The sequence below is a fragment of the Trichococcus alkaliphilus genome (genome assembly GCF_003008695.1).
Taxonomy (GTDB): domain Bacteria; phylum Bacillota; class Bacilli; order Lactobacillales; family Aerococcaceae; genus Trichococcus; species Trichococcus alkaliphilus.
Genome location: NZ_PXZT01000012.1, coordinates 45,041 through 71,778, shown reverse-complemented (window position 1 = coordinate 71,778; position 26,738 = coordinate 45,041). Strand labels below are relative to the sequence as shown.

The 26,738-nt window shown below is 40.4% G+C and carries 23 protein-coding genes; 4 read left to right on the top strand and 19 right to left on the bottom strand.

Features of this window, described 5'->3' with window-relative positions; all coding sequences use genetic code 11:
• Nucleotides 1-16 precede the first annotated feature (16 nt).
• The 6 genes from C7R73_RS10315 to C7R73_RS10290 form a co-directional block, all read right to left on the bottom strand.
• Entirely contained in the window at nt 17-943 is a 927-nt protein-coding gene (locus C7R73_RS10315; RefSeq protein ID WP_106450443.1) for a ribokinase, read from the bottom strand.
• A complete protein-coding gene (locus C7R73_RS10310) occupies nt 933-1,934 on the bottom strand; it encodes an ABC transporter permease (protein WP_205076508.1) in 1,002 nt (333 codons plus the stop codon). Before C7R73_RS10310 ends, C7R73_RS10315 begins: the two co-directional genes overlap by 11 nt.
• Nucleotides 1,924-3,435: a sugar ABC transporter ATP-binding protein gene (locus C7R73_RS10305; RefSeq protein WP_106450441.1), complete on the bottom strand. Its 1,512-nt coding sequence runs from the start codon at nt 3,433-3,435 to the stop codon at nt 1,924-1,926. The genes C7R73_RS10310 and C7R73_RS10305 overlap by 11 nt, the downstream gene beginning before the upstream one ends.
• A 28-nt stretch (nt 3,436-3,463) precedes the next feature.
• Nucleotides 3,464-4,561 carry a sugar ABC transporter substrate-binding protein gene (locus tag C7R73_RS10300; protein ID WP_106450440.1) on the bottom strand — a complete coding sequence of 366 codons (1,098 nt, stop codon included), beginning with the start codon at nt 4,559-4,561 and terminating at the stop codon, nt 3,464-3,466.
• Nucleotides 4,562-4,575: 14 nt separating this feature from the next.
• A complete protein-coding gene (locus C7R73_RS10295) occupies nt 4,576-5,502 on the bottom strand; it encodes a sugar phosphate isomerase/epimerase family protein (protein WP_106450439.1) in 927 nt (308 codons plus the stop codon).
• 591 nt (nt 5,503-6,093) lie between these two features.
• A complete protein-coding gene (locus C7R73_RS10290; RefSeq protein WP_106450438.1) occupies nt 6,094-6,414 on the bottom strand; it encodes a helix-turn-helix domain-containing protein in 321 nt (106 codons plus the stop codon).
• 264 nt (nt 6,415-6,678) lie between these two features.
• Between C7R73_RS10290 and C7R73_RS10285 the strand changes: the two genes are divergently transcribed.
• Both C7R73_RS10285 and C7R73_RS10280 read left to right on the top strand, forming a co-directional pair.
• Nucleotides 6,679-6,897, top strand: coding sequence for a nuclear transport factor 2 family protein (locus C7R73_RS10285; protein WP_106450437.1), 219 nt, complete (start codon nt 6,679-6,681; stop codon nt 6,895-6,897).
• A gap of 162 nt (nt 6,898-7,059) precedes the next feature.
• Nucleotides 7,060-7,914, top strand: a complete 855-nt coding sequence (locus C7R73_RS10280) for an aldo/keto reductase (RefSeq protein WP_106450436.1) — start codon at nt 7,060-7,062, stop codon at nt 7,912-7,914.
• Between the two features lie 121 nt (nt 7,915-8,035).
• Here C7R73_RS10280 and C7R73_RS10275 read toward each other — a convergent pair whose 3' ends face one another.
• The 5 genes from C7R73_RS10275 to C7R73_RS10255 all read right to left on the bottom strand — a co-directional run bounded on the left by C7R73_RS10275 (nt 8,036) and on the right by C7R73_RS10255 (nt 12,500).
• The gene (locus C7R73_RS10275) at nt 8,036-8,938 is read right to left on the bottom strand and encodes an ROK family protein (RefSeq protein ID WP_106450435.1); all 903 of its coding nucleotides are present in this window, start codon (nt 8,936-8,938) and stop codon (nt 8,036-8,038) included.
• A gap of 103 nt (nt 8,939-9,041) precedes the next feature.
• On the bottom strand, nt 9,042-9,341 hold the full coding sequence (locus tag C7R73_RS10270; protein ID WP_106450434.1) for a PTS sugar transporter subunit IIB: 300 nt from the start codon (nt 9,339-9,341) through the stop codon (nt 9,042-9,044).
• 14 nt (nt 9,342-9,355) lie between these two features.
• Nucleotides 9,356-10,117: a ChbG/HpnK family deacetylase gene (locus C7R73_RS10265; RefSeq protein WP_106450433.1), complete on the bottom strand. Its 762-nt coding sequence runs from the start codon at nt 10,115-10,117 to the stop codon at nt 9,356-9,358.
• A gap of 38 nt (nt 10,118-10,155) precedes the next feature.
• Nucleotides 10,156-11,007, bottom strand: a complete 852-nt coding sequence (locus tag C7R73_RS10260) for an AraC family transcriptional regulator (RefSeq protein ID WP_106450432.1) — start codon at nt 11,005-11,007, stop codon at nt 10,156-10,158.
• Between the two features lie 26 nt (nt 11,008-11,033).
• Nucleotides 11,034-12,500, bottom strand: a complete 1,467-nt coding sequence (locus tag C7R73_RS10255; protein ID WP_106450431.1) for a glycoside hydrolase family 1 protein — start codon at nt 12,498-12,500, stop codon at nt 11,034-11,036.
• Nucleotides 12,501-12,705: 205 nt separating this feature from the next.
• Between C7R73_RS10255 and tnpB the strand changes: the two genes are divergently transcribed.
• Nucleotides 12,706-13,914 (top strand): IS200/IS605 family element RNA-guided endonuclease TnpB, encoded by a 1,209-nt coding sequence (gene tnpB, locus C7R73_RS10245; protein ID WP_106450429.1) that lies wholly within the window; start codon nt 12,706-12,708, stop codon nt 13,912-13,914.
• Between the two features lie 23 nt (nt 13,915-13,937).
• Here tnpB and C7R73_RS10240 read toward each other — a convergent pair whose 3' ends face one another.
• A complete protein-coding gene (locus C7R73_RS10240) occupies nt 13,938-14,672 on the bottom strand; it encodes an alpha/beta hydrolase (RefSeq protein WP_106450428.1) in 735 nt (244 codons plus the stop codon).
• A 45-nt stretch (nt 14,673-14,717) separates the two neighbouring features.
• Nucleotides 14,718-16,064, bottom strand: coding sequence for a PTS sugar transporter subunit IIC (locus C7R73_RS10235; RefSeq protein ID WP_106450427.1), 1,347 nt, complete (start codon nt 16,062-16,064; stop codon nt 14,718-14,720).
• Nucleotides 16,065-16,475: 411 nt separating this feature from the next.
• Here C7R73_RS10235 and C7R73_RS10230 point away from each other — a divergent pair, with 411 nt between their 5' ends.
• Complete coding sequence (locus C7R73_RS10230; RefSeq protein ID WP_106450426.1) at nt 16,476-17,627, top strand: MFS transporter; 1,152 nt, start codon at nt 16,476-16,478, stop codon at nt 17,625-17,627.
• 116 nt (nt 17,628-17,743) lie between these two features.
• Here C7R73_RS10230 and C7R73_RS10225 read toward each other — a convergent pair whose 3' ends face one another.
• From C7R73_RS10225 to C7R73_RS10200, 6 genes are all read right to left on the bottom strand, one after another.
• The gene (locus C7R73_RS10225; protein WP_106450425.1) at nt 17,744-19,957 is read right to left on the bottom strand and encodes a glycoside hydrolase family 2 protein; all 2,214 of its coding nucleotides are present in this window, start codon (nt 19,955-19,957) and stop codon (nt 17,744-17,746) included.
• Nucleotides 19,958-20,099: 142 nt separating this feature from the next.
• Nucleotides 20,100-21,095 (bottom strand): ABC transporter permease, encoded by a 996-nt coding sequence (locus tag C7R73_RS10220; RefSeq protein ID WP_153060392.1) that lies wholly within the window; start codon nt 21,093-21,095, stop codon nt 20,100-20,102.
• A 45-nt stretch (nt 21,096-21,140) separates the two neighbouring features.
• Nucleotides 21,141-22,307: a sugar ABC transporter substrate-binding protein gene (locus C7R73_RS10215; RefSeq protein ID WP_161525927.1), complete on the bottom strand. Its 1,167-nt coding sequence runs from the start codon at nt 22,305-22,307 to the stop codon at nt 21,141-21,143.
• A gap of 58 nt (nt 22,308-22,365) precedes the next feature.
• Entirely contained in the window at nt 22,366-23,370 is a 1,005-nt protein-coding gene (locus C7R73_RS10210; RefSeq protein ID WP_106450422.1) for an ABC transporter permease, read from the bottom strand.
• Between the two features lie 34 nt (nt 23,371-23,404).
• Nucleotides 23,405-24,907 (bottom strand): sugar ABC transporter ATP-binding protein, encoded by a 1,503-nt coding sequence (locus C7R73_RS10205; RefSeq protein WP_106450421.1) that lies wholly within the window; start codon nt 24,905-24,907, stop codon nt 23,405-23,407.
• Between the two features lie 21 nt (nt 24,908-24,928).
• Nucleotides 24,929-26,668 (bottom strand): glycoside hydrolase family 3 protein, encoded by a 1,740-nt coding sequence (locus C7R73_RS10200; RefSeq protein ID WP_106450420.1) that lies wholly within the window; start codon nt 26,666-26,668, stop codon nt 24,929-24,931.
• Nucleotides 26,669-26,738: the final 70 nt, after the last annotated feature.

Here is a 26,738-nt window from a genome sequence, read left to right as displayed (position 1 = left end):
TCTAGACGACATAACTTTAGTCACCATTTTGCATGAATGACTTTATTTCCTTCAATCTCGGCATCGATTCTTGCGCACCAATTCCTTGTACTGTTAATGCACTAGCAGCTGTGCAGAACTGTAATGTTTCTCTAACAGAAAATTTGTTAATTAATGAGTATGCAAGTGCTCCTACAAAGGAATCTCCTGCACCTGTTGTTTCAATAGCTTTCACTTTTTTCGCAGGTTCAAAGTAGTAGTCACTACCATCATAATATAAACTTCCGCTTTCTCCAAGGGTAATGATGATCTTTGAATGAAATTCTTCCCATAATACTTCAGCAGCTTTATGTGCATCCTCTATCGAATTAATTGAAATTTCCGTGTAAAATTGTGCTTCAGTCTCATTAACAACCAAGTAATCAACATTATCTCGAATTCTGTCTGTCAGTGGAACTGCCGGAGCAGCATTCAAGATTACTATTTTACCATGTTTTTTTGCCTTCACTGCAGCTAACTCAACGATTTCAATTGGGATCTCCAATTGAATAATCAGGACTGAACATCGCTTAAATATAGGATCCACTAATTCTATTTCCTGCTCTAATATATCAAAATTCGCTCCTTTTGATATTGTTGCAATGACAGATCCATCATTAAAAGCGTTAACGACTCCTAGACCAGTACTAGATGTATCACTTTCACCTAGGTAATCAACATTTACATGATTTTTAATTAAGTTAGTTCTCAATATTGATCCGAAATTATCATTTCCAATTTTACCCACCATATAGGTGTTAAGGCCGAGTTTTGCACATTGTGTAGCTTGGTTAGCACCTTTTCCACCACAAGCAAAGGCAACCTCATCGGCCGTATATGTTTCTCCAATATGTGGTAATCGTTCTTGCTTAAACAAAATATCATAATTTAAACTACCGACAACTATTACATCATTATCTTTCATTTTTCATACCAGCCTTCACTTTTTCAATAGTAGAAGCCTTTCTTTTCTTCATAGATAATTCCTTAATTTTTGTCTGAATAACATCAAAATATGCTGCGACAACGATAATGGATCCTGTTGCAATGAACTGCCAAAAACTGTCTACGCCGACAACTACTAGACCAACTTTCAATGCAGATAATAGAATAGCTCCTAATACTGTTCCAAAGATATTCCCTCTACCTCCAGCTAAACTTGCTCCACCAATAGCTGCTGCTGCAATTGCATCCGTCTCATAACCTTGTCCTGCTGTGGGTTCTCCAGCTCCTAACCTCGCCAACATGACCATGCCAGCCAATGCTGCTGCAACTCCGCAAAGTGTGTAAGTCAACATTTTTGTTCTATCTACATTCACACCTGATAGCCTAGTTGCCTCTTCATTTCCACCCGTAGCTAAGACAAATGTACCGAATTTGGTATATTTCAACAAAATATAGCAAAGCACCGTAAATCCTAGCAAAACTACAATTGCGGAAGAAATATCCAACCCTATATCTCCATCCATTAACTTTCTAAAATTATCTGGTATGTTCAATACTGGCCATCCACCTGTAATAATATAGGCCAATCCACGATACACACTCATCGTACCTAGAGTAGCAATAAAAGGCTGTAACTTTAGCTTCGTGATAACAATCCCATTCACTAAGCCCAGTATTCCTCCAATTAAGCACCCAGCTAAGATACCCAGAAATGGATTCATTCCCTTAACCAATAAGTCTCCGACGATTACGATAGTTACTGCAAAGATTGATCCAACCGATAGGTCAATCCCTCCTGTAATGATAACAAACGTTATACCTACAGCCAACAACCCATTTATAGTAGCTTGATCAATTATGTCTATCATATTGGAATAACTCATATAGATAGGATTAATGAATGAAAAAACTACGAATAACATTAGTATGGCGGCAACCATACCAATTTCTCGGCCCATTTTATGAAACATCTTCATTCACTCCCATCGCATATTGTAATAAAATTTCTTCATCCAAATTTTCATTAACCAATTCCTTCATTATTAACCCTTCCCTCATTACAATCACCCTGTCACAGAGGCCAATAATTTCTGGCAACTCTGAGGAAACCATAATGATTGATTTTCCATTCATGACTAGTTCTTCTAATATTTTATATATTTCATATTTTGCACCGATATCCACACCTTTTGTCGGTTCATCTAATATAATGATATCGACATCCGAAGAAAGCCACTTCGCCAACACAACTTTTTGTTGATTTCCCCCACTTAAATCTTTTGTGAGATATTCTGCATTTTTTGGATTAAGATTTAATTTATCAATAAAGTGTTGCGCGTTTTCTAATTTTAGTTTTTCATTGATCAAACCATTCTTTGAAAATTTAGGCACCGTAGTTATTGCAATATTATCTGAGTTGTTAAAGTTTTTTAGGAACCCCTGTCTTTTTCTATCTTCTGGTATAAGACCTATACCAGCTTTCAGACCGTCCATGCAACTATTAATCTTGACCGTATGACCGTTTATTTTAATTGTTCCTTCATCGTAGTGGTCAGCTCCAAATAATGCTCTTACGACATCTGTCCTTTTTGAACCAACTAATCCTGATAATCCTAAAATTTCACCTTTTTTTAAATGGAAACTTATATCGTTAAATACTCCAGTTTTAGTAAGGTTCTCAACTTCTAAAACAACCTCCGTCGTTTGAAGTTGTGGTCTTTGTCGAACAGCAAATGCAGAAACATCTCTCCCCACCATTAATTTGATAAGTTCTCTTTCAGTGATGTCGCTTATTTTTACTGTGTTTATAAACTTACCATCTCTTAGAATTGTTGCGGAGTCGCACAATTTAAATACTTCATCTAACTTGTGACTGACATAGATTAGTGTGATTCCTTTATTTTTTAAATTGAATAGGACTTCATATAGACTTTCAATCTCATTTCTTGACAAAGATGCAGTTGGCTCGTCCAAAGAGATTACTTGTGCATCGTGATATAACGCTTTGGCAATCGCCACCATCTGCATTTCGCCCGTACTTAATTCCCCAGCCAATAATTTTGAGTCAAATTTACAATTTAAACTTTTCAACAATTCGTTTGCCTTGTTATACATCTTTTTTTCATCGATAAAAATTCCTTTTATCGGCTCATATCCCAATACGATATTTTGCGCTATCGTTAATTCAGGAATCAAGCTCACCTCTTGGTGAACTTTTGAGATTCCTGCATTAATCGCTTCATGAGCATTATTGAATTCACATTTCTCGCCATTGAAATAAATATTACCTTCATAATCGTTATAAACACCGTGCAGAATATTAAGCAGTGTCGATTTGCCCGCTCCATTTTCCCCCAGCAAAGCATGGATCTCACCTTTTTTTACAGAAAAACTAACATCATCAAGAGCCTTTATTCCAGGAAATACTTTTGTTAGGTTACGAACTTCGATTATATTATCTGAATGTGACATTCACTTCATATCTCCCTTACCCATTTTCTTAGTTAAGTGTTAGACCTGTCCACTCAATGATATCTTCAGCCTTTTCATCTACATTTTCACTGTCAATCAAAGCTTGTGGTGTCCAGATTACACGTGGAAGTTCTTGTTCGGCTAATCTCCGTAACGCTACTTCTACCGCAATTTGACCTTTGTATAATGGGAATGAATCAATAGTAGCATCCAATTCTCCTTTACGTATTGATTCGTATGCCTCACTTGTTCCGTCAACACCAACAACCAATATATCTTTTCCTGAAGCATTAACGGCTTCTTGTGCTCCTAATGCCATCGTGTCATTATTAGCAAAAATTGCTTTTAAATCTGGGTGTGTTTTAATCCAGGTTTCAGCAATATTTTTAGCTTTACCTCTGTCCCAATCTGCGTTTTGTTTTTCTACGATATCAATTCCTGGCGCGTTCTCAGCCATATATTCCTCAAAACCAATAGTTCTCTGCTTTGCTGCAAATGCTTTGGGCATGCCCACAATGATAGCGACTTCTCCCTCACCATCCAGCTTCTCATCTACCCATTCTCCAAGCAATTCACCGTTCTGGTCTGCCTTAGGGCCAACAAAGATGTCAGCTTCTTGAATAATTCCGTCATTAACGTTTATGGTCGGAATGCCTTTTTCTTTTGCTTCCGTAACCCCAGGTCCTAAGTTACTATCTGAAATAGGTGATAGTAATAATGCTGTGAAGTCCTTATTAATCATATCGGATACAATGGCAAGTTGACCTTGTTCATCGCTTTCCTGTTGTGCGGATTTCACTTCAATCGAGACATCATAACCTGCCGCTGCTAAATCTGCGACAGCAATTTCCATACCGTCTTTTAAAGTTCTCCAATATTCATTTTGAAATGATTTTGCTACTCCGCCTAGTTGAATAGGCTCATCATTTTTTGGAATTGCTCCTAGTTCTTCAGATAAATCCTTATACGCAACACCACCTGGATCATCTGGATTAAAAGCTTTCGGCGTTGCTTGTTCAGAGCTAGAGTCGGAAGATTCTGTATTTCCTTCAGAATTGCATGCCGCTAATAATGTTAATGCTACTGATAAAGATAAAAGTCCTCTTAAGGTTGAGTTTTTTTTCATGGTAAATTTCTCCTCTAGTTTAGTATTTTTAACATTAAATCGCTTACATTTATGGCGCTATTTTGTTTGATGACTCTACCAAATTCATCCATACCTATTCTTTCAATAATCTCATCAATCTTTTTCATCATTTTGATATTTTGCTGACATTCGTCAATTGGATTTTCTATAATAGGGAATGTGTCAAAGTAAATAGCATGATCATATCCATACAATTTTGCGTAGTAGAAAAATTCAATTGTTTGCATAAATGATGACGTACCTACCATTAAACCGTCATCATTTAATCCATATCCATCATTTACATGCATTCCAAAAAGTTTTCCTCTGGACGCTACCAAGTCCATTGCATAAGCTGGATTTTCATGTTTCATTAACATATGACAGTAATCCAATGTTATACCTACATTGTCTCGATTCACATCATTTACCATCATCAGCGCCACTCCAACACTATCTATAAATGCATAAGCACGCGGTTGGAATGGCTTGTACTCAATACTGATTTTTAAATCAGGGGCATAATCAGCAACGGCAATTACATTATTTTTGATTTGATTCCATACCGTTGAGTAGTCAATTTGAAAAGGATAGTCAAAACCATCAAAACCTAACCAAATTGTAACAACTTCTCCTCCGATTTCCCTGCAATAGTCAGCAGCTTCTTTACACAACTCAAGAGCGTCATTCGAAATAGAGACATCTGAATTTCCTAATTCACCATTGATGAACTCACTTCTGAATCGTAAAGCTACTCCATTAGCTTTCAATCCATTCAATTCAATAAGCGCTTTCATTTCTTCGGACTTAAATCCAGCAGTATGTTCAGGATAATTTAAATCAACGTAGTTTGTTCCTATCTCTTTAATAACTTTAAATACAGACTTTATATCTCCGTCGTACCTTGGTAAAAATGAATTTAACCTAGTCGCAATTTTCATCTTTAGCGTAACTCCTTTGACTTAATTTTTATCACAAGACAAAGATAACATTTATATTTCATAAAAACAACATATAATTTCACTTTATTCCAAATAATTTCATATTATTTTATTTTTTTCTATAATTAGTACCACTTATAAAAAAATGTAACGTGGTGGATCGACACTGAAGAATCACTTAATGCATTGGTGTTACTGAATTCTGCAAAACCTCGTTTTAAATTCCCGAGAATGCAAGTTATAATCCAGAGTCGAACAAATTCGATGGCTTCATTTCCTACCCTCTCGGCAACTCCACCATCATCTTCGTCCATTCCCCCAGCGTGCTCTCAACGGTTGATCGAGTCCTTCAACAGATTCACGACGCACCCAGTATCAGTGCTCTGGACGTAGACTTGCTTCTGTTCGATAATGATTTTGCATTAAGGATGGCTTCCGCCAACTGCCTGGAAAATTTTTAAGATGGAGACACAGGCGTTTCTTTTGGTATGTAAAAATCTAGGATCTTAGATTCCAAATTATATGCAAAAAGGACTACCCTAAACCATTTTTGGTTTAGGGCAATCCTTTTTGTCGATTTTCTGTTCTATTTTATCCGTTGGCAATCCGTTCCTGAATCACATACACATTCGTGCTGTACTTGCCGTTTGCATCGGTATCTTTTTGGACCGTCAGATAACCTTGCTCAATCAATTTTTTCTTATGCTTTTGGAAGCGGTCCTTCCCCATGTTCAGATCTTCGCAGATAACGGGCACTGATGGCAACCGCGTGTCTCCCGCTCCGATGCACGCAGCGATGTAACAATAAATTGTCTTCGCCTCGACCGTCAGATTACGATCGCTCATCACCATTCTCGGAATGATGCCACGTCCCATCGATAATACATCTACCTGGTTTTCCATCTTATTCATTATTCTCCCTGCTTCCCTTTTATATGTTTCGACCGTATCGTTACCTTGAAGGCGAATCGCTATCTGGGTCTCTACTTATAAAGACGGTGAGGAGATTGAATGTGTAACCCCTCTCAGGAGAAGAAATATATATATAAACAAGGCTAACACTTGCTATGGTCTGAACTCCACGGTTTACAGTGGGCTTATCATCACAATCAAGACTTAATCCAAGTTTTGGTTATACTTATTAATGATAGGGGAGAATGATTATGATAACACACGATGTTCAAAGCGGTTGATATTGCAGAGGAATACGTTGAGGACTACGGCAGTACCGCTATTATTTTCAAAAAACTAATCTTAACAGCGGTAATCGGGGGAAATGAAGTGCAGAATCCTTTCGTCATCTCGGAAGTCTTCACAAAGACTGAGGATGGCTGGAAATTAGCTGCCGAAACCTATACACGAGTAGCCACTGATTTTGATACATATAAAATGTGAGGAACTCGGACAGGCTTACGATGCTGTTCGTTACTGTGAAAGTGTTAAACTATGTGGAGGAGATGCGCAAAAGACCAATTTTTACTTTCAAGAATACATTTACAATATGCTCCCGCTATTTTTTGAAAAATAGCAGCGATTTTACTAAATAAGGAGGAAACAATGCGATATACAACTTTAAATAATAATGAGATTATTCCAAGCCTTGGGATAGGAACGTATCGGATCAGTCCAACAGATGCAGAATGTTCCGTGGAACATGCCTTGAAAAACGGGTATCAATTGATTGATACGGCAAATATTTACATGAATGAAAAAGCTGTTGGTCGGGCTATCAAAAAATCAGGCATTAATCGAAGTGAAATTTTCCTGACCTCCAAAATCTGGCCGACGGAATATAAATATGAAAAAGCTAAGCAAGCAATTGAGGATACCCTGAACCGTTTAGGTGTCGATTACCTTGATCTCATGCTGTTGCACCAACCAGTAGGCGATTATCTAGGCGCTTGGAAAGCTATGGAAGAGGCTGTAAAAACTGGAAAGATTAGGGTCATTGGTCTTTCTAACTTTACCGGACCTGAATTGGATAAGGTGCTGGCTGAAGGAACCATCAAACCTGCTGTTGTGCAGGTGGAATGCCACCCTTATTTCCAACAAAAAGATTTAAAAGCAAAACTTGCTAAGGATAATATTGCGCTTGAAGCTTGGTATCCACTTGGTTCAGCTGACAAAGACTTGCTGGCCGAACCAATCTTCACTGAACTGGCAAGTAAATACAATAAATCCGTTGTTCAAATCATCCTGCATTGGCATGTCCAAACAGGAAATATTGTCATTCCAGGTTCAAAAGATCCAGCACACATAGACAGTAATCTGGATATTTTTGATTTTGAACTGACAGTGGCTGACTTGGAGCAAATCTCCCAAATTGACAAAGGTAAACGTTTCTTCAATATGCCAAAATGGATGCACCGTATATTCTTGCTGACACGCATGAACTACGATAAGCAAGCCTAAGTGGATGCAACAAACGGGACGCTAAGCACAAAGATGTATAAGCATTACAATTACAAAAATAGAAATCAATAAAAGACACGGACGCGTGTCTTTTTTGATTTCTATGATTCGATACATTACTTCAGGAATGTACTGTTTTAAAATACGAAAGTGCGCCGATCAGGTTTGCGCTGTTTGAGTAGGCGCAAACTTCAATGTCTACTTTATGCAGCATTTCACCGAAGAAGCCCATTTCTTCAATTAATTGATAATATTGACTTTGGATCGTTTCAACTAAGATAGGCTGTGAGCTGATTCCGCCACCAATTACTACTTTTTCGATATCCAAGGTTGCCTGAACATTCATGATCAATGATGCAACCTTTCGACAATAATCTTTGAACAAAGACACAACCCTTTCGTCAGATCCATTCTCAATTTCGCGAAAGACTGTTTGGCCATCATCGTGATCCTCTAACGCTAATAATCGGCCACATTCATTCACAAAATGTACGGCTGACAGTTTTCTCCCCACCATCTGACCCGCTACTGGGCGCGTATCAAGATTCGCATTGATGAAACTGAATTCTCCGGCCTGATCATTGGCGCCCATCAATAGGCTATTATTCAGGATGATTCCCCCACCAACGCCGCTCCCAAGGATCACCGCAGCACCATTTGCCACGCCTCTTAGATTGCCTTTTGCGTGTTCAGCCAATGCCGCTGCCTTGCCATCATTTATTACCGAACAAGGAATCGCGAATTTTGTTGTAATCAACGAAGCTAAAGGCGTTTCATGCATAAACGGTAACGCGCCGCCATAGTAGACTGTTCCATCTGAGGTCACCTTTCCTGGACAACAAATCGCAACCCCAGACAATTCGGGATGTTGGCCAATCAGACCATAAATCATTTCTATCAACATTTCTTTATTTTTTGGTGTGGACACCTTATCCTGCTGCTTCAGCTCAAATGCTTCATCCACAATGGCATACTTAATATAAGTACCTCCAATATCAATTGTAAAATAGTCACGTATCGTCATTTCACCCCTCCTAAAAAAGAGTCACAAACTCAGATTTGTTTGCAACTCTTCGTACTGTTATTTTGTCTCTGATTTGATGAGGACCCAATTGATTCTTATAGGATTATTCACCCATCAATTGCTTTGCACGTTGCATGACTGTTTTTCCGTCCATACGACCATATGCCACTACATCAATCGCTTCAACCGGACAGTCTATCCCGCTTTTGATTTTTGCTAATTGAAAACGCACTTGCGGTCCCAGCAGGACTACATCTGCACCTGCTGTATGATCTTTGAAACCTGAAACAGAGTGCGCTTCAATCTTCACCTCAAAATTTTCTTCCTTCGCTGCTTGCTCCATTTTCTTAACCAATAAACTTGTGGACATTCCTGCTGCACATAACAATACTATTTTTTTCATCAGTTATTCCTCCATTAAATACCCTTATAATTATTAAAATCAACAATTTTAATATTATTTTGATCGATCCAATTTTCCAGCCACTCACTGCACAGGAATTCGCATTCCATTGGACGTATGAACGTATAGGAAGAGTGGTCCAGGATAAATTGATCTAAAAAACCTGGATGAAAAACCGCAATAGAACAACACTGGGCGTTCATTTTTGCTAGATTACGTTCAAAGTATTCGCTGGGATTGTAGAGACCTTTTTCATTGAAGCTCAAGAAATCCAATCCGTATATTTCATTGTCGTTTCCCCATTTTTTATCGAATGAAGGCATCGAAAAAAATAAGTGTTGTTCTTCGGTGACTGCCTTTATTGCCTGAAAAAATGTAGGCGACATGATAGCATGACCATCGACATAATCCGGTTTTTTGCCTGTGATTTGTTCAAATCGATGAATTTGTGCTTTTATCTCAATCACACATTCCGCTAAGTCTGCTGTATCGTTCTTTCTCTGGTTTATTTCCCGACTCGTATAAAATAGACCCGCTTCGTTCACTAAAGACGGGATTTTAGCGGGGGCGGCTACAGGATTCCCTAAGCAAATGTTCAGGTGTAGCCCGACACAAGTACAAGCCTTTTCCACCAGTTTATAGCCATGTTCGGCTGCAGGCATGTTGGACATTAATCCCACACAAGAAATTGCCCCATCGCTGACAGCTTTATAGATTCCGTAATTAACCCCTTCACTGATTCCTAAATCATCCGCTCGCAAAATTAACTTTGGCATACAATCATCTCCATGAAGAATGTCACTCTCAGATTATTTCATCCTATCCGATTTTCCCGACGATATTCTGTAGGTGTCCGTTGGTACGTTTTCTTAAAATTTTTAATTAATGAATGTTCGGATGTAAAACCACTGTCCAATGCGATTTCCAACAACCTATTATCAGTATTCACCAGCAGAAATTTTACCTTTTCTAATCTGATCCGAGTCAAGTACGCTTTATAGTTGATGCCAAGTTGTTTTTTGAACATCAGCGACAAGTGTTGCGAGGAATAACCAAAATGCTTCGCGACCTGTTCCAACGACAAATTATTTTGATAATGCTCACCCAGATAAAAGAGTATTTTGGAAAAGAAATCTATCGGCCCTCTCGGAGAATCCATTTCTGAAGCATTTTCAACTTCTTCAACACCGATTGCCAGCAATTCCAACAGATTGCTTTGATAGCGAATATTTGAAACGACATTGTCCAAATCCATCAATGCATCAATATTTTCGAGAACCTTGATTAAGTATTCTGTATTTTTGATAAGGACTACTTTGTCCATCAAGACTGAAGGATTTACGTATTGAGAAATTAAACCGAAGTTGATATGCAAACATTTGAAGTGATATTTCCCTGTATCCCCGGTAATCTTGTGCAGTGTTTGCATACCGATCAAAGCAACTTGTCCTTCGTTGACCTCTAATTGTCCATTCGGAAACTGAACTTGCATGGACCCTTCGATAATATAAGTGACTTCCAGCCATTCATGCCAATGCGTTTCAATAATACTTTGACTTAAATTGGTGCCTGCTTGTTCTACTAATAGGCAGTGTTTATTCGGATCGGTTCTCCGGATCACACTCGCTTTTAAATCCTCGTATTCGTTATCAAAAATCATTCGCATGGAAACACCTCATTCATCAATTGGGACTAGGACAACTCTTCACCATTCGATGCGATCACTTTACGATACCATTCGAATGAGTCTTTCTTTCTCCTCTTCAAAGTCCCTTTTCCTTCATCATCCAGATCCACATGGATGAAGCCATACCGTTTTTTCATTTCCCCTGTGCCGGCTGAAATGAGATCGATGCAACCCCATGGCGTATAGCCCCACAGCTCGACACCATCAATTTCTACAGCTTTTTTCATTTCTGTAATGTGTTTTCTTAAATAATCAATCCGGTAGTCATCATGGATGCTGCCGTCTTCTTCCACTTTGTCTATCGCCCCAAGACCGTTTTCGACAATCATCAATGGCAACTGATATTTATCATATAATCGGTTCAAGACCAACCGTAAACCTGAGGGATCAATTGGCCATCCCCATTCAGACGCTTCCAAATATGGATTCTTTGCTGCTCCAAATTGATTACCGCCTGCTTGTTCAGACTCGGCGCTGGTACTGACCACAGTAGAATTATAATAACTAAAACCAATAAAGTCGACTGTTCCATTTTTAAGAATCTCATCGTCTCCTGGGACTTTCTTTAGTTCTACATGATCTCTTTCCAATTCCTTGAGTTTATAGTTTGGATAAGCGCCACGACATTGGACATCGTAATAGAAATCCTTAAAGCCTCTTTCCAATTCCATCATGCGAATCGAATCGTTTGGATTGCATGTTTCTGGATAGAATAAAATATTGGCGATCATTAAGCCTATCTTAAATTCCGGATTGATGGCATGCCCGATTGCCACACCCTTTGCGCTGCCCAACAATAGATGGTAAATTGCTTGATTTTGCTTCGTCAAATCGGATGCATCCGTAATTCCTAAGGTACTATAATCACGTAAGAAATTGATTTCATTGAAAGTCATCCAATATTTGACTTTATCCTTGTAACGATCAAATACGACTTTACAATAGTTGGCAAAGAAATCAATTGTTTTTCGATCCAACCACCCTTGATACGTGACAGCCAAATGATTCGGCAAATCAAAATGATTTAAGGTGACGATTGGTTCAACCCCATAAGCCCTGCATAAGTCAAAGATTTTATCATAAAAGGCTAGGCCTTCTTCATTAGGCGTTGCATCATCACCATTTGGAAAAATTCTTGACCAGGTCATCGACATTCTGAATCCCTTAAAGCCCATTTCGGCAAACAGCTTAATATCCTCTTCATAATGATTGTAAAAATCAGTTGCTGTATGACTAGGATAATATAATTGCTCATCAATAACTACCCTTGCTCCACTTGGAACATCCTCAAAACGGTTGATGGCTTTTCTTTCACCATTTTCAAGCTCAATCACAATCATACGAGGTTCTGTCATACTTCCTGCAGTGATAAAATCAGAAGTCGCTAAGCCTTTACCGCCACTTAAATAGCCACCCTCATATTGATTGGCAGCGGTTGCTCCGCCCCATAAAAAATCTTTAGGAAATCCCACTTTTCAACACTCCTTTATCTTTTTCCGACAGAAGACTCCCGCCTCAAGGAGTGAACCGGACGCAGCCCAACGAGTAGGCGGGAGATGAATGTCGGTAGGCATTAGCCTATTTTTTTTGAAAAATTCTTGTTGCTAACGAAGGCCCTCCCGCTCGACATAGAACGTACGTTCGTGTACGATGGATGGTATAAGAAGGTGAATGACAATGATGATCCATAAAGCCTACAAGTTTCGGATCTACCCCAATCAACAACAACGCATCCTGATCGGGAAGACCATCGGCTGCTCCCGTTTCGTGTTCAACCATTTTCTGTCCGAATGGAACAAAACCTATGAACAGACGGGATTAGGTTTGAATTACTGTGCCTGTTCCGCCCAGTTGACGTTGCTGAAAAAGGAAACAGAGACGCTCTGGCTGCAGGAAGTCGACAGCATCGCGCTGCAGTCCGCACTGCGGAACCTCAGCGCTTCTTTCGATCGTTTTTTCAAAAAGCAGAACCGTGCGCCGCGCTTCAAAACCAAAAGCAACCCCGTCCAATCCTACACAACCAAACAGACGAACAGCAACATCGCCATCGTGGGCAACAAACTGAAACTGCCCAAATTGGGGCTGGTCAAATTCGCCAAGTCCAAAGAAGTGGCAGGCAGGATACTGAACGCCACCATCCGACGAAACCCTTCTGGGAAATATTTCATTTCCCTTTTGGTCGAAACCGCTGTCCAGGAACTGCCGAAAACGGGTTCCGCTTGCGGTGTCGATGTCGGGTTGAAGGATTTCGCCGTAGTTTCAGACAATACCGTCTATGAGAACCCGCGAGTTTTTCACAAACTGGAACAGAAACTCGCTAAGGAACAAAAAATCCTTTCCAGGAGGACAAGGCAAGCAAAAAAGGACGGACGAAAATTGTCCGAATCAAAAAACTACCAAAAGCAGCGCGTCAAAGTAGCCCGAATCCACGAACAGATTCGCAACGCCAGAACCGATTACCTGCAGAAAATATCGACCGAAATCGTCAAAAACCACGACATCATCGGCATCGAGGATCTGCATGTAACCAACCTGATCAGGAATCCCAATTTGGCGAAAGCCATCAGCGAAGCCAGTTGGTCTCAATTCCGGTCCATGCTGGAATACAAAGCAGGCTGGTACGGCAAACAGATCGTAGCGGTCGCCCGAAACTTTCCGTCCAGTCAACTCTGTTCCTGCTGCGGATACCAAAACAAAGACGTGAAGAATCTCGCGGTCCGGGAATGGGCGTGCCCGAAGTGCCATGCCCACCACGACCGGGATCTGAACGCAAGCATCAATATCATGAATGAAGCCTTGAGACTTCTAACCGCAGGAATCTGCGGGGCTAGCCTACTCAATGAACCGGGGGATACTCCGGTGTTCGTAGGAATCTCCCACCCCTAAGCAAATGCGTAGGTGGGAGTAGTTCAAACTGGTCTTCTTACATCTTTATAGCCGTCAGTCCTCGGAAGCCAATCTAAGAATTTTTCGATATATTCATTCCAAAAACGCCATTCATGTTGATAATTTGGCGCCAAGGTCCAAGTATGTTCAAAATTCTTTTCCTTTAATTTTTGGGCAAATTTGACATTATCTTCATATAAAAAGTCATTTTCGCCACACGCAAGGTAAATGGGTTGCGCAGCATCCAGATTTTCCACAATATCAAATAAATCAACCGCCACGCCCTGCATGCGCAGTGCCGGTGAGAATGCACCGATGGCTTGATATAAATCGGGTCGCTTCAGTCCATTGTATAAGGCACCAAATCCACCCATGGATAAGCCTGCAATATAAGTGTCCTCTTTCCGTTTGGAAATAGGGAACGTATTTGTGATGAACTCTGGAAGCTCGTCTTCAATAAATTTCTCAAAATCATCGTTTTCATTCGAAAGATAGGCTTTATTTTCTCCTGAAAACATCACCACTGCAATTTTTCTTTCCTCTGCATATAATTCAACATTAGAATATCCTGTCCATTGCGCATGATTATTTCCATAACCATGCAGTAGATAGAGAACTGGATATTTCAATGGATATTCATGATGCAGCTCACCTTTATTTTGAATAGCTTCTGGTATAGAAATAGTCGGTAAAATTATGGTTACGTCCACTGTTCTTTTAAGCACATACGAGATCACATTACATTGAATTTTTGCCATAAAGCTTCATCTCCATTTATCATTCTGTCTTCAAACCTTTTCAGCTTAGACTGCTTGGGTTTGGGTTTGATTTTGGCTTTGGGTTTGGTCTTGAGATTGGGTTTGGGATTGGGTTTGTTCGCGTTCTTCTTGGATTGCTCTTCTGTCATCCATCAAGAAGAAAGGCAGATACATTACAAAATGGATAAATAGGCATAAGAACCACAATAGAGCTAATGAAAATCCTCCTGTGAAAAATGTCGTCACGAAACCTGGCGTTACCCAAGGCATTGAAACGGTTGGGTTCACATTAATATCAAGAAGGTTCATATAAAACATTGCAAACAAACCTGAAACTAAAGGAGACAACACCATCGGAACAAAATAGAGCGGATTCAGCATCAAAGGAAAACCAAAAATAATCGGTTCATTGATATTGAAAATGTTGGCTGGAATCACTAATTTTCTCATTGCTTTATATTTTTCTGATTTACCAAACAGTGTAGCAATACATAAACCTAATGTATTTCCAGCTCCCCCGATTTGAACGGCAGACCCCACAATGGCAAATGCATAAAATGGCAATTCTTTTCCTGCAAGGAATGCTTCTTGATTCGAAATACCAGCCATCATTAAGATAGGCATATAAACCATTAAGATTGTATTTGGGTGGACCCCAAAGAACCAGAAGAGATTCATTAGTGTAAATACTACGATCAAGGCAATTGGGGTTGCACCAAAAGCAGAAATCGGTTCAGCAACAATAGTTGTGATCATTGTAAAAACATTGCCGTAAGGTGTTAGCCCCGTTACATATTTAATAAAGAATATCAATGAAAAGATGATCATTGCCACAAAAGTTGGTGCCATGGATTGACTTACATTTGGTGGTACGGATTCAGGTAATTTTAATACAAGTTTCTTTCTTGTTAATCTCACATACAACCACGGAATGAACAAGCCAATCAGAATTGCAACAAGGATCCCTTGGCTTCCCATTTTTTCAGTTGCTATTGCAGTTATTGGGGATCCATCAGCTTTAGTAAGGTTTTCAACTGGCATAAGCGCAATAAATGATGCCAAAGATAATAACGCCCCGGTCATACCATGCTCGCCTTCATTGACTGTGTATCGATAACCAATAGCTCCTACTACGTAAACTGCTAATAAGGATAATGTTAATGTGATTATTTGGTTCCCTACATCATACAATCCCGCATTTTGTAAAAAACTTACCCAAGCTGGTATTGGGAAATTTGTTAATACTGCGATCAGTGCAACCCCTAAAGTAATTGGCATCGTAAGCATGAAACCTTCAGTTAATGCAATGATAAACTTGTTTTCTCCGACTTTTGTCGCAATGGGTCCAACAATTTTTTCTAAACCTGTCTGAAATTTATCAAAGAAACTCATTTGAACAACCTCCAAATTTCTATTTTTCACGCTTACGCCGGCTGTTAAGCGCTTTCTTTAACACTTATTCAGTATAGCACTCAGCTCATCTTATCAATTGACCATTTTCCGCTAATTTATGTTCTTTTTTTAACATAGATAGTACTATCTGTTCATCCGGATCAGTTTTTACTTCGAATAAGATCAGCACATTCTCTTCTTGTTTTTGAAAATTCAATTTTACAATTTTCCCGGCATCCTCCACCTTCCTGTTGCCGTAAAAGAAATTTTCACGAATCTCCTTGACTTGAAGTTCAGTTTAACCTGTATACTGGTTTTATATGCGGAAAAGCTGAACGGATAATCCGGGCGCGGCCTTTTGTAACCGTAATCAAACCAGGGGATAGAAATCCCTGCCTAAAGGAGAATAAAATGAAAAAACCAAATATTATGTTACTGGTCTTCAGTTTGATGAGCTTTGTCCTTGCCATGACGGCGTTTGTCTTCAGCGGCATCTTGGACAAGGTGGCCGTTTCGCTGGGCATCTCGGTGGCCGAGTCCGGATTGTTGAATACGATGTACTCCTATGGGGCCGCGTTCGGGGTACCAATCACTTTGATCCTGTTCCGGAAGGTCGAACGCAGCAGGATGCTGAAGCTGATGCTGTTTGCGACGATTTTGACGACATTCGCGCTCATCTATGCCCAAAGTTTTGTGCAACTGCTCATTGTCCGGCTCCTGATGGGGATTTCCGCCAACAGTTATGGTGTGCTGGCCATTTCGACGATTTTGGCGCTCTCTCCCAAAGATAGACAAGGGCGTTCCTTGGCTTTCTACATCATGGGCAGTTCCTTAGCGCTCGTTATCGGCATCCCATTGACGCGCGCCTTATCCTCCATGCTGGATTGGCGCAGCATTTTTTGGATATTGAATGCCATGATGCTGTTGTCCCTCGCTTATTTCCTGAAATATTTGCCGAAAGCGGACCACGAGGCCACAAAACTGGATTTGAAGAACGAGCTGCAGTTCTTTAAGGACGGAAAAACGTTGCTGCTGCTTGCCTATACGTTTGCCATGTTCATGGGGTACAATGCGTTCTATACCTATGCTACGCCGTACTTGTTGCTGCTTTTCCCTTCCATCGAACCGCTGATGAGCCTGATATTGGTTGCGCTTGGCCTCGCCAGTTTCACGGGCAATCTGATCGGCGGCCATGTATCGGATGCCATCGGATACGCCAAGTCACTGATGCTCGGGGCGGTACTCCAAACGGCAGCGATGCTGCTGATCCTTGTTTTCCAACCGTCGAAATGGCTGAGTGTGCTCTTCATTATCGTGTGGCTGATGAGCGCCTGGTTCACCGGGCTGCAGCTCAACACCGGCATCGCCCAGGTGACCGAAAACAAATCCAGCTTCATGCTCAGCATCAACAGCTCCTTGATCCAGCTGGGCGGTGCGTTCGGCGCCAGCTTGGCCGCCATCGTCATCAACCTTAGCGGTATCCAAAGTATTGCCTTTATTGCCCTCCTGACCAGTCTGATGCTCGTCCTGATCCAAATGGTTTCGATGAAAAAATATCCTTGAGATTGATTTGAAAATATCGTAAGGACAAGCAAAAGGCAGGAACTTCCCGCAATCGGGTGAGTTCCTGCCTTTTGCTGTTAACTGATTATCCGGAGATGTCCTTTGCGTAAAAGGTGTCAGCTTTTAGTAATTTTTATCAATTTATTATTGATCTCTTTAACCGCTTCTTCAGAGAAGTAATTTTTCATCTTATTCGCAACCCATAGCAATGTAACAGGTGCGCCAGGCACGGATCGATCTGCGATGTCTGGTGCTGATTCTTTAACTACATTCCATGCTTCCTCATTTTCCATTAAAGTCCCTAATGTGTCCAGAACCGAATAAGCATTACTCGGGAAAAGGTCAACTTCGCCGCGTTCTTGTGTAAACCAGTTTTTGACATTTATCTCAGGATTCGGATCTACAAAAATATAAGATTGATCTGGAGCGTCAACTTTCCTGAAGACGGCAGTGTCTTCGTAACTATCGGAATATGCTCTAACCTTGTTCTCTCCTGGCTGTAAAAGTACATTTTCAAATAAAAATACGGTCTCACCCTCAACGGTTCCAATATCTAATCCATTCATCTTTAAAGAAACCTGTTTTAGATTCGAATATATTTTAATATCAACGACATTTTTGTCTCTATTAACAAAACGTTTTTCGCATATATGAATAAAGGGTTCCTGAGACCAGTTGGCTTTGTAATAGTAAAAGGCGTCTTTCTTAGTACTACGATCAAAGGTAACTAATCCCTTACAGTTTTTCCCTTTCGTGCCGCCTTCGTTTCTGACGCTACTTCCAAAATCAAACATGTTCCAAACAAAACTTCCCCACATATAGGACTTTGTCTTGATGATGGGATAGGTTTGTTCATGATAGATTGCTTGAAACTCTTCACTGTAATCCTTCACTTTTGGAGTGTCAGAATGGAAACCCAGATTAGAATCGGCACCATATTCAGAAATACCCAACGAAACATGCGGATTTTCTGTGTGGAAATTTTCAATCCACTCATTCAAATCTTGCATGCTGTCATAATACCAACCAAAATATAAATTATAGCCCACCATGTCACTGATAAAGTTTAATTGGCTGTTGTTTTTAACTTCATACATATTGGCACTGGCTGTCAAGGCAGTAGGCAGTAATTCCTGCACCAAATCATTCAAAGTATTTACTGATTGGTACATCGCAATGGATTCACCATCCATTGCAATTTCATTTTGAACGCCCCAAAAACAAATGGATGGATGGTGGCAGTTTTGCAAGATCAGTTCTGTTAATTGATCCGTCGCATTCTCCAATACGCCTTCCCTTTCAGGCAGAGACATCATCGGTATCTCAGCCCAAACAACATATCCTTCTTTATCACAAAAATCATAAACAGATTGACTATGCTGATAATGAGAAAGTCGGATTGCATTGGCGCCAATCTCCCTTATGATCTCAAAATCCTTTTCGATGTGTTCGTTCTTAACGGCATTCCCGACATCTTCAAAATCTTGATGTTTGGCAACGCCATTTATCCGCAAGTGTTTATCATTCAAAAAGAAGCCACGATCAGGGGTTAAGCTGCAACTTCTGAAGCCGAATGTTTTCTTGATTTGATCGACAGCCGTTCCATTCTTCTGCAAGGTCGCTTCTAAAGTATATAAATACGGACTTTCTTGACCTTCCCAAAGATTCGGTTCATCCAGCTCAATGACAACATTTTTTTGGTCTGAGGGGATCGTTTCCGAATAAAGGATACGATCTCCTTCATCCAGTATCTTTATGTTTACTGTAGCATCTGATGCGCAAACTGTATGTACTTCTAAATTAACGACACCTGATTTGTCCTCTTTGACTTCAATCCTGATGATGATTCCATCTGTTCCCCAAAAATCTAAAGAGAAATGATCTTTATCCACGCAAATCAGATTTACAGGTCTGTACAGGCCCCCGTATATTGTAAAATCTCCATTAAGAGGGGACACATCCTTTGTTTGGCTATTATCCACAAACACAGTGACTACATTTTCCTTATCCCAATCATACAATTCCGTAATATCAAATCGAAAGGCCGAATACCCCCCGCGATGTTCTCCTACAAACAGGTCATTCAAATAGACTTTGCATACACTATTCGCACCTAAAAATTCTAAATACAGATTATCGTCTCTATGATTTTCTGAGATAGTGATTGTTCTCTGATAAGAAAACTCTTCTCTGTTATTATTTACCTCATTGTTCCATGTATGAGGTAAATTTATCAGCTCTTCCGATGTAGATTTGGGTTTTATTTTTTCTAAGCTGAAATCTCTTTTTTTAAATATCCAGCCCTCATTTAATGAATAAGTGTTCCGCATTTGTAAACCTCCAACCTTTTTAATTTATAACTCAAATACGCTTCATTGTCGCAGAAATATCATGGTTTATACATACTTATAGGCCTTTGCATACTACAAAATGAGTAATGCTCAGGCCTATGGTTGGTATTATGCTAAAAAATTAAATCTTCTGTCCAATTTCTTTCTTCTTGGATAGGTTTGATAGAAAAATCTCAATCTGACCAGCCTTACTGGTTATTACCCAGAATGTCATCATAAATATACCGAAGAATATGTTATTCCAGCCACCGCTATCATAACCCATTGCTCCCAAACCATAATTCATCAACTGGATAGTTAATGCTCCAATGGTAAGTCCAACAATCTCCAGTGTAAGTTTCCCCAGGAACATCCCTATGTAGACAGAAGCTATGTAACTGAACAAAATCCCTGTAGAGGATAAATTGGATAATGTTTCTACTTTATTTTGAGATACAAAGATAGTTGCCGCGAGCCCAAATAAAATACCAGAAAAAACATAGGCTGTAATAACATTTTTTCTCTCGTTGATTCCAATGTTTACCGAGACATGCTGACCATGTCTCAATAGTTTTGCTCTATACCCAAAAGGTGTAAGCGATAGAATAATTTGATACAAAATCATGGCGAACACCATAATATATATTGTGTAGGGTTCTCTCCCAAAAATATTCAAGCCCACATTCGCCATAATATTTACACCATTGCCTCCTGCAAGAACAAGGGTCAATGCTTCATAAACTAACGCTAACATAATGGTACAAATGATGATTGGCAATTTTGATGTGACATAGACTGTGGCAGTAATCATACTGATCATTACTGAGAAAACGACACATAGTGTCAGTAGCATCATCGGTCCACCATTAAACTGTTGCGTATAATAGACACCTAGAATTCCAGCCAACACCATAGTAGCCCCACCCGAAAAATCAAATCTACCATGACGCAATTGCATGGCTAACCCGCAGCCCATCGTGACAGCCATCCCCAAATTCCTGAAAATAGCTTTCCACATGGCCGATTGCCCATAATAGTCTATTCCATTCGATTTCGTGATGGTGTACATAACCAAGAACATCAGAACGGGCAAGCATATTGTTATCAATATATTCCTAACCATTGTTTTACTGTTCATAAATTTCACCCCAGTATTTCCTTGTGCCTAATAGTCTTACTATTCTCATTTGGCCATCAAGTCTTCCATGGACATGTTCATGAGTACTTCTTTGAACTCCTCATAACTTGCATCTGGATTATATGCAGTAAGATATTGCGTGAAATCTTCCGGAGAAATGAAAGCTTGGTCTATATCTGCGGTGAAGTAGAAACATTTTTCCTCCAGAGCTGTTAACTCTTCATCGTTGGTTACAAAAACCAATGAAGTATCGATACGCTCTGCTTCTTCAGGTTGATCAGCAAATGGTTTCTCTGCCACAGCATTAAGGATCATAGCAACAGGAAGAGCTACAGCTTCGACATTCGATAACGTCATCATTCTCATTTCGCCATTTTCAAATGCGTCTAAATCATCTTTTTTAAATCCCGTGGTATACAAATCAACATCTGTCTTATCCGCGCTTACCATCGTAGGATGCACAAAACCACTCGCTAAACTAAAAATAGAGTCTAATTCAGGATAATTATTAAAATATGTATCTTCCAATGCACTAAAACTTAACTCCTGAGTCTCATAGATTTCAATAGGTTCGGTTGCAGTGTCATTATGGCTTGCAATTGTTTTCGTAAACGCTTGGATTGCCGCATTTTTTTGTGGGAAGTATAGTAATGGGAAGGTTACGATGCCTACGTTCGTATTACCATCTTTGATTACTAACTCGGCAGCTTTTTCTCCAATTGAGGAAGTATCGTACAGGCCATCATTCACATTTCCCAAATAATAGTCACTTGACTTTAACTCATCAAAACTGCTGTCCATGTCTGTGATGAATGCAGATAGGAATACACCTGCAGCCTCACACTCCTGCAAAATTGCCGGTGTTCCGCTGTCTATCGCCAAAACAATCCCGTCCACTCCAGATGCAATCAAATTCTGCACGGCTGTTATGTTGGTCTGCTCATCGTAGCTGCTTCCTACGACATACTCATATGAGAAACCGACTTCCTCTGACAGAGCGTCCATATACACGGTCAGTGCATCGAGCGTCTCTCCACTCTGCATATGACCGAGCACGCCAATCTTTACATCCGCATAATCAAATGAAGCTTCCTCAGCTGTACTGTTGCCTGCCGAAGTCGAGTCGGATCCTTGTTGTTCTTCTGCTCCACCACATGCTGCCAAGCCTAATAACACTGTTGCACTCATAAGTAGTTTTATCATTTTTTTCATCCTGATCATCTCCTGATATAATTTTTTTGAAAAGTTCCGAACTTTTAATAGAAGAAAGTTATCTAGGTAACACGACTCCCTTCTTGCGGCTGGTTATGATCACGATGACAGCAAAGATCAATGCCTTCACCAGCGGAACATTATTTGCAGCAACACCGGATAGGGTAAGCCCATTTGTCAAAAGAATATAGGAAAATGAACCGATCAGAGCAGCACTCACTTTACTCTTCATCCCTCCTGACAAAGGCATTCCGCCGAGGATCAACGCCACCATAACATCCATATGATACCCTGCACCCGTGACACGGGAAGAGCTTCCCGACCGTGCTAAAATGAACAGGCTAGCTATCGCTACGCAGGTTCCCATGATGAGATACGCATATATTTTGTTTCTGAATACATTCACACCACTTTGTTTGGCAAATTCTATATTTGCACCAATACTGCTCGTGTATTTTCCTAGACGCGTGTAATTGAATAAGTAGTACACGACAGCGAACATGATTGCCAATGCTCCGATTTGAACATACATGTTCTTCCAGAATGAAAAATCAAAGCTGGTCCTGATTGTATTGGTTTGCAGAGTTATGATCGTTTGAACGCCCGTTCCGATAAACATCAGGAACAAACTAGTGATGACAGAAGGGAGACCTAACCAAGAACTCACCGCTCCATTTATTAATCCAAAAAACAGGGCTAAGAGCAAGGCGGCCATAAACGCCAGGAAAAGATTTCCTGTGGCATTTAAAATTATCGCTTGAATCAGTGTGCAGAGACCGATTGTGGCTCCAATCGAGATGTCCAAATTTCCCATTGAGTATACAAATACCCCTCCCAAACAAACAATAGCCAAAGCGACCGTTTGTTGCACCACAATGCTGACATTATAAGCTCCAAATAGGTTCCCGTTGGACGTAAAGCTAAAAACGATTAGGATTAACACTAAGCCTAAGTAAGGAACAATACTTAGCCAATCCCACTTTTTGATTTTTTTCATTAGACCAAGAAAGTCCGCCGATTCGATATGATTTTCTCCACTCGATTTATTTGCTGGTTTTTCCATAATTATCTCCTTTCGTAATTCCCAAAAGACGCCATTAAATGATGTATTCAATGATGTCGGTCTGTTTCAGATCCTTGTCCCGTGTAATGTTGGCGCTGACTTCATTGTCTTTCATAATAATTATCTGATCGCACATTCCGATCAGTTCCGGCAATTCTTCACTGATCATCAATATCGCCTTATTATCCGCTTTCATTTGGCTGATCAATTGATACATAAATTGTTTAACGCCAATATCCACTCCGCGAGTCGGGCAATCCATGATGAAGATGTCGCTGTCTTTTGCCATCCATTTTGCGAAGGAAACCTTTTGCTTGTTGCCGCCAGATAACGTTGAAACGTATTGGTTCTCGTTGTTGCATTTTATGCTGAAAGCATCAATTTGGTGCTGGGCCACTTTTGTGGATGCTTTTTTTGATAAATACATCATCTTTCCGGACAGTCCTCGAATGCTTGGCATAATGATGTTGTCTCGAATTGAGCCTTCTCCAATCAGCGCTTCCCGATCGCGATTTTTTGAGATGTAGCCCATGTTGTTGTCGATCGCGGACATAATGCCCTCGATGGGGTTTCCTTTACATTCGATTGCGCCTTCTTTCAGTCGTTCCAATCCAAAAGCCGCTCTCCCTACATCCCGCATGCCGCTACCTGATAATCCGCCCAGGCCTAAGATTTGACCCTTATGCAATTTTAGATTAAAGTTTTTTATTTCATTAAAGGATGCATTCTTAAATTCCAATACAACTTCACCGGAGTGGGATGGATCGTAATCTTCTCTGTAGTAAGCTTCTCCAATCTCACGTCCTACCATCATGTAACGGATCTTCTTTGGATCCATTTCTTCTTTTTCCAGCGTCCCTATGATGCTTCCATCCCTCAATACTGTCAAGATATTGCAAACTTCAATGATTTCATCCATGTCGTGACTGATGAATATGACAGCTTTTCCTTCAGCCGCCATTTTGTTGATGAGCTTGTAGATCAATGCTCTCCCGATATGGCTTAAGGCTGTAGTTGTTTCATCAACAACTAACAGCTGTGTTTCATCCGTTACTGCACGGCAGATTTCAATCAGTTTTCGGTCTTCAAAGCTGTAGCTGTTTATGCTGTCACCTCCCTTGATGTGCTCGATATCAAATGTTTGCAAGAGTTCATCAGCTGCTTGAACCATTTTCTTTTTGGATATCATACCCAAGTTAGTGAATTCCGCTTCTTTTCCAGCAAAGAGATTCTCTGCTACGGTTACATCACTGATCGTATTTGCTTCCTGAAGGATCATGCTCATGCCTTGCTCCCGTGCATGGATCATGCTTTCCGGATGCCATGCTTTCCCTAGGTAAATCATTTCCCCGCTATCGCAATCCTGCAATCCGGATGCAATACTGGTCACGGTACTCTTACCGCTTCCGTTTTCGCCGACCAGACCATGGATTTGGCCTCTTTTTATAGTCAGATTCACATCTTTTAAGGCAATCGTAGGCCCAAAGCTTTTAAACATATTTTTTACTTCAAGCAATGTTTTTCCTTGTTTAGACATTTCTGCAACTTCCTTTCTGTATCAATATCTGGTGTCCCAGCTGTTGCACCACACGGTTTCATTAAATTTGCCCTTAAATTCCGACTGACCAGTTATCTTCTCGACTGTGGCTCGAATGCATGCTCTGGTTGGTCCATAAGCATTTATGAATGTTTTCATCATGGGTAAATCATACAAATGATTTGTATAGCTTAAGGAAACACAAACCGTAGGAACTTCGTTGATCCACCAAGGTAATTCATTAGAATGTGGCGCTGAATATTTCACCCGTACATTATTTTCTTGGGCATAGCCTTTCATATGGACAAACACAAAGACGACATCGTATTGCTTTTTGAAAGATTCGACTGTGGGCATAGCCATAATTTTAAATTTATTGAATGGTGAGCGTTCTCTTTGCTCAAGATCATAAAACGAATCATTCACGTCAACCTGAAATCCAGCTTTTTCCAGTTCTTCAATCACGATTTTCTTGGCTTTGTCTGTCCCGTCAGCATAAGAAACGGGGGCACTTTCAAGAAAATACAGCATAGCTCTTTTTTTCTCACGTACATCGATCGGCAGCAATCCTTGTGTATCCTTGACAAGCGTAATGCTTTCATCCGCAATTTCTTTTGCCACCGCTAAGTGCTCTGCACTGCCGATTTGCGTCAATTTCGTCGTCGCCTCTTCCAGAGACTCCGCTTTCATTTTGTGCAATCCTAGCTTTGCCTTCATCCCTAGGATATGTTCAAGGGCTTCCTGTAATCTCTCTTCAGAAATGATGCCTTTTTCATATCCATCCAGCATGTATTGGAAATCCTCTTCTTCATCGTGCATGAACAAAAACATGTCGCATCCCGCTGCAATCGCATATGGAAGCTGTTCATTTCTTGGTTTAGCACTCAGCAAGCCGCCCATATGAGAAGCGTCGGTTACTACAAGCCCTTGGAAACCTAATTGTTTTCTCAATAAATCAGTTGTGATTTCAGGCGCTAATGTAGCTGGCATAATCTCTTCATCCAGGATGCCTGGCCGTAACTTTCTGCTGTATGCAGGAAGTGCAATGTGGCCAATCATAATCGTTTCCAGTCCATCTTCTATGAGTGACCGATAGACCTTGCCAAAACTGGCATCCCATTCTTCACATGTCAGATCGTTGATCCCCATCACCAGGTGTTGATCTCTTTCTTCAACGCCATCGCCCGGGAAATGTTTAGCACTTGTCAGTATATTGCTGTTTTTTAAGCCTTTAATGTTTGCTTTTGCCAATTCCAAGACTTGATCCGCTTCATTCCCGAATGCTCTGGTATTAACGATCGTGTTACGCCAATTAAAGAGGATATCCACAATCGGAGAAAAGGTCCAGTTACACCCCAAGGCGGTAGCCTCTATTCCACCGATATTTCCCATTCGGTATGCAGCTTCCGGAGTAGCAGTCGCTCCACATTGCGCTTGCGTCGCAACTTGCGTGCCGTTTTGGCAAAGACTGCTGCCGCCATCCTCGCAATTCGCTGCAATAAACATAGGTGTTTTACTGTACTTCTGGAACGCTCGATTTTGATGCAAGACTTTAAGAGGATCCCTTTCAGTGTATCGAGCTCCCCCTATGTGGTATTTCTCCACCAAGTTTCTGATGTATTCTTCATTACTGCTTTTCCCTAAAACAATGAAAAGTTGTCCAATTTTCTCTTCAATCGACATATTGTTTATTGTTTCTTCTACCCACTCAATGTCTTTATCCGATAATCCATAAGGCATTCCTTTGAGATTCGTTAACATTTATCTAATCACCTATTATTCATTTATTTCCCATACTATAGCACGTTATTTTCTATGCAATTAGAATAAA

Excerpts from the sequence above, each read along its gene's own strand:
- C7R73_RS10315 (WP_106450443.1), bottom strand. The coding sequence starts at position 943 with ATGAAAGATAATGATGTAATAGTTGTCGGTAGTTTAAATTATGATATT.
- C7R73_RS10310 (WP_205076508.1), bottom strand. The coding sequence starts at position 1,934 with ATGTTTCATAAAATGGGCCGAGAAATTGGTATGGTTGCCGCCATACTA.
- C7R73_RS10305 (WP_106450441.1), bottom strand. The coding sequence starts at position 3,435 with ATGTCACATTCAGATAATATAATCGAAGTTCGTAACCTAACAAAAGTA.
- C7R73_RS10300 (WP_106450440.1), bottom strand. The coding sequence starts at position 4,561 with ATGAAAAAAAACTCAACCTTAAGAGGACTTTTATCTTTATCAGTAGCA.
- C7R73_RS10295 (WP_106450439.1), bottom strand. The coding sequence starts at position 5,502 with ATGAAAATTGCGACTAGGTTAAATTCATTTTTACCAAGGTACGACGGA.
- C7R73_RS10290 (WP_106450438.1), bottom strand. The coding sequence starts at position 6,414 with ATGAATAAGATGGAAAACCAGGTAGATGTATTATCGATGGGACGTGGC.
- C7R73_RS10285 (WP_106450437.1), top strand. The coding sequence starts at position 6,679 with ATGTTCAAAGCGGTTGATATTGCAGAGGAATACGTTGAGGACTACGGC.
- C7R73_RS10280 (WP_106450436.1), top strand. The coding sequence starts at position 7,060 with ATGCGATATACAACTTTAAATAATAATGAGATTATTCCAAGCCTTGGG.
- C7R73_RS10275 (WP_106450435.1), bottom strand. The coding sequence starts at position 8,938 with ATGACGATACGTGACTATTTTACAATTGATATTGGAGGTACTTATATT.
- C7R73_RS10270 (WP_106450434.1), bottom strand. The coding sequence starts at position 9,341 with ATGAAAAAAATAGTATTGTTATGTGCAGCAGGAATGTCCACAAGTTTA.
- C7R73_RS10265 (WP_106450433.1), bottom strand. The coding sequence starts at position 10,117 with ATGCCAAAGTTAATTTTGCGAGCGGATGATTTAGGAATCAGTGAAGGG.
- C7R73_RS10260 (WP_106450432.1), bottom strand. The coding sequence starts at position 11,007 with ATGCGAATGATTTTTGATAACGAATACGAGGATTTAAAAGCGAGTGTG.
- tnpB (WP_106450429.1), top strand. The coding sequence starts at position 12,706 with ATGATGATCCATAAAGCCTACAAGTTTCGGATCTACCCCAATCAACAA.
- C7R73_RS10240 (WP_106450428.1), bottom strand. The coding sequence starts at position 14,672 with ATGGCAAAAATTCAATGTAATGTGATCTCGTATGTGCTTAAAAGAACA.
- C7R73_RS10235 (WP_106450427.1), bottom strand. The coding sequence starts at position 16,064 with ATGAGTTTCTTTGATAAATTTCAGACAGGTTTAGAAAAAATTGTTGGA.
- C7R73_RS10230 (WP_106450426.1), top strand. The coding sequence starts at position 16,476 with ATGAAAAAACCAAATATTATGTTACTGGTCTTCAGTTTGATGAGCTTT.
- C7R73_RS10225 (WP_106450425.1), bottom strand. The coding sequence starts at position 19,957 with ATGCGGAACACTTATTCATTAAATGAGGGCTGGATATTTAAAAAAAGA.
- C7R73_RS10220 (WP_153060392.1), bottom strand. The coding sequence starts at position 21,095 with ATGAACAGTAAAACAATGGTTAGGAATATATTGATAACAATATGCTTG.
- C7R73_RS10215 (WP_161525927.1), bottom strand. The coding sequence starts at position 22,307 with ATGAAAAAAATGATAAAACTACTTATGAGTGCAACAGTGTTATTAGGC.
- C7R73_RS10210 (WP_106450422.1), bottom strand. The coding sequence starts at position 23,370 with ATGGAAAAACCAGCAAATAAATCGAGTGGAGAAAATCATATCGAATCG.
- C7R73_RS10205 (WP_106450421.1), bottom strand. The coding sequence starts at position 24,907 with ATGTCTAAACAAGGAAAAACATTGCTTGAAGTAAAAAATATGTTTAAA.
- C7R73_RS10200 (WP_106450420.1), bottom strand. The coding sequence starts at position 26,668 with ATGTTAACGAATCTCAAAGGAATGCCTTATGGATTATCGGATAAAGAC.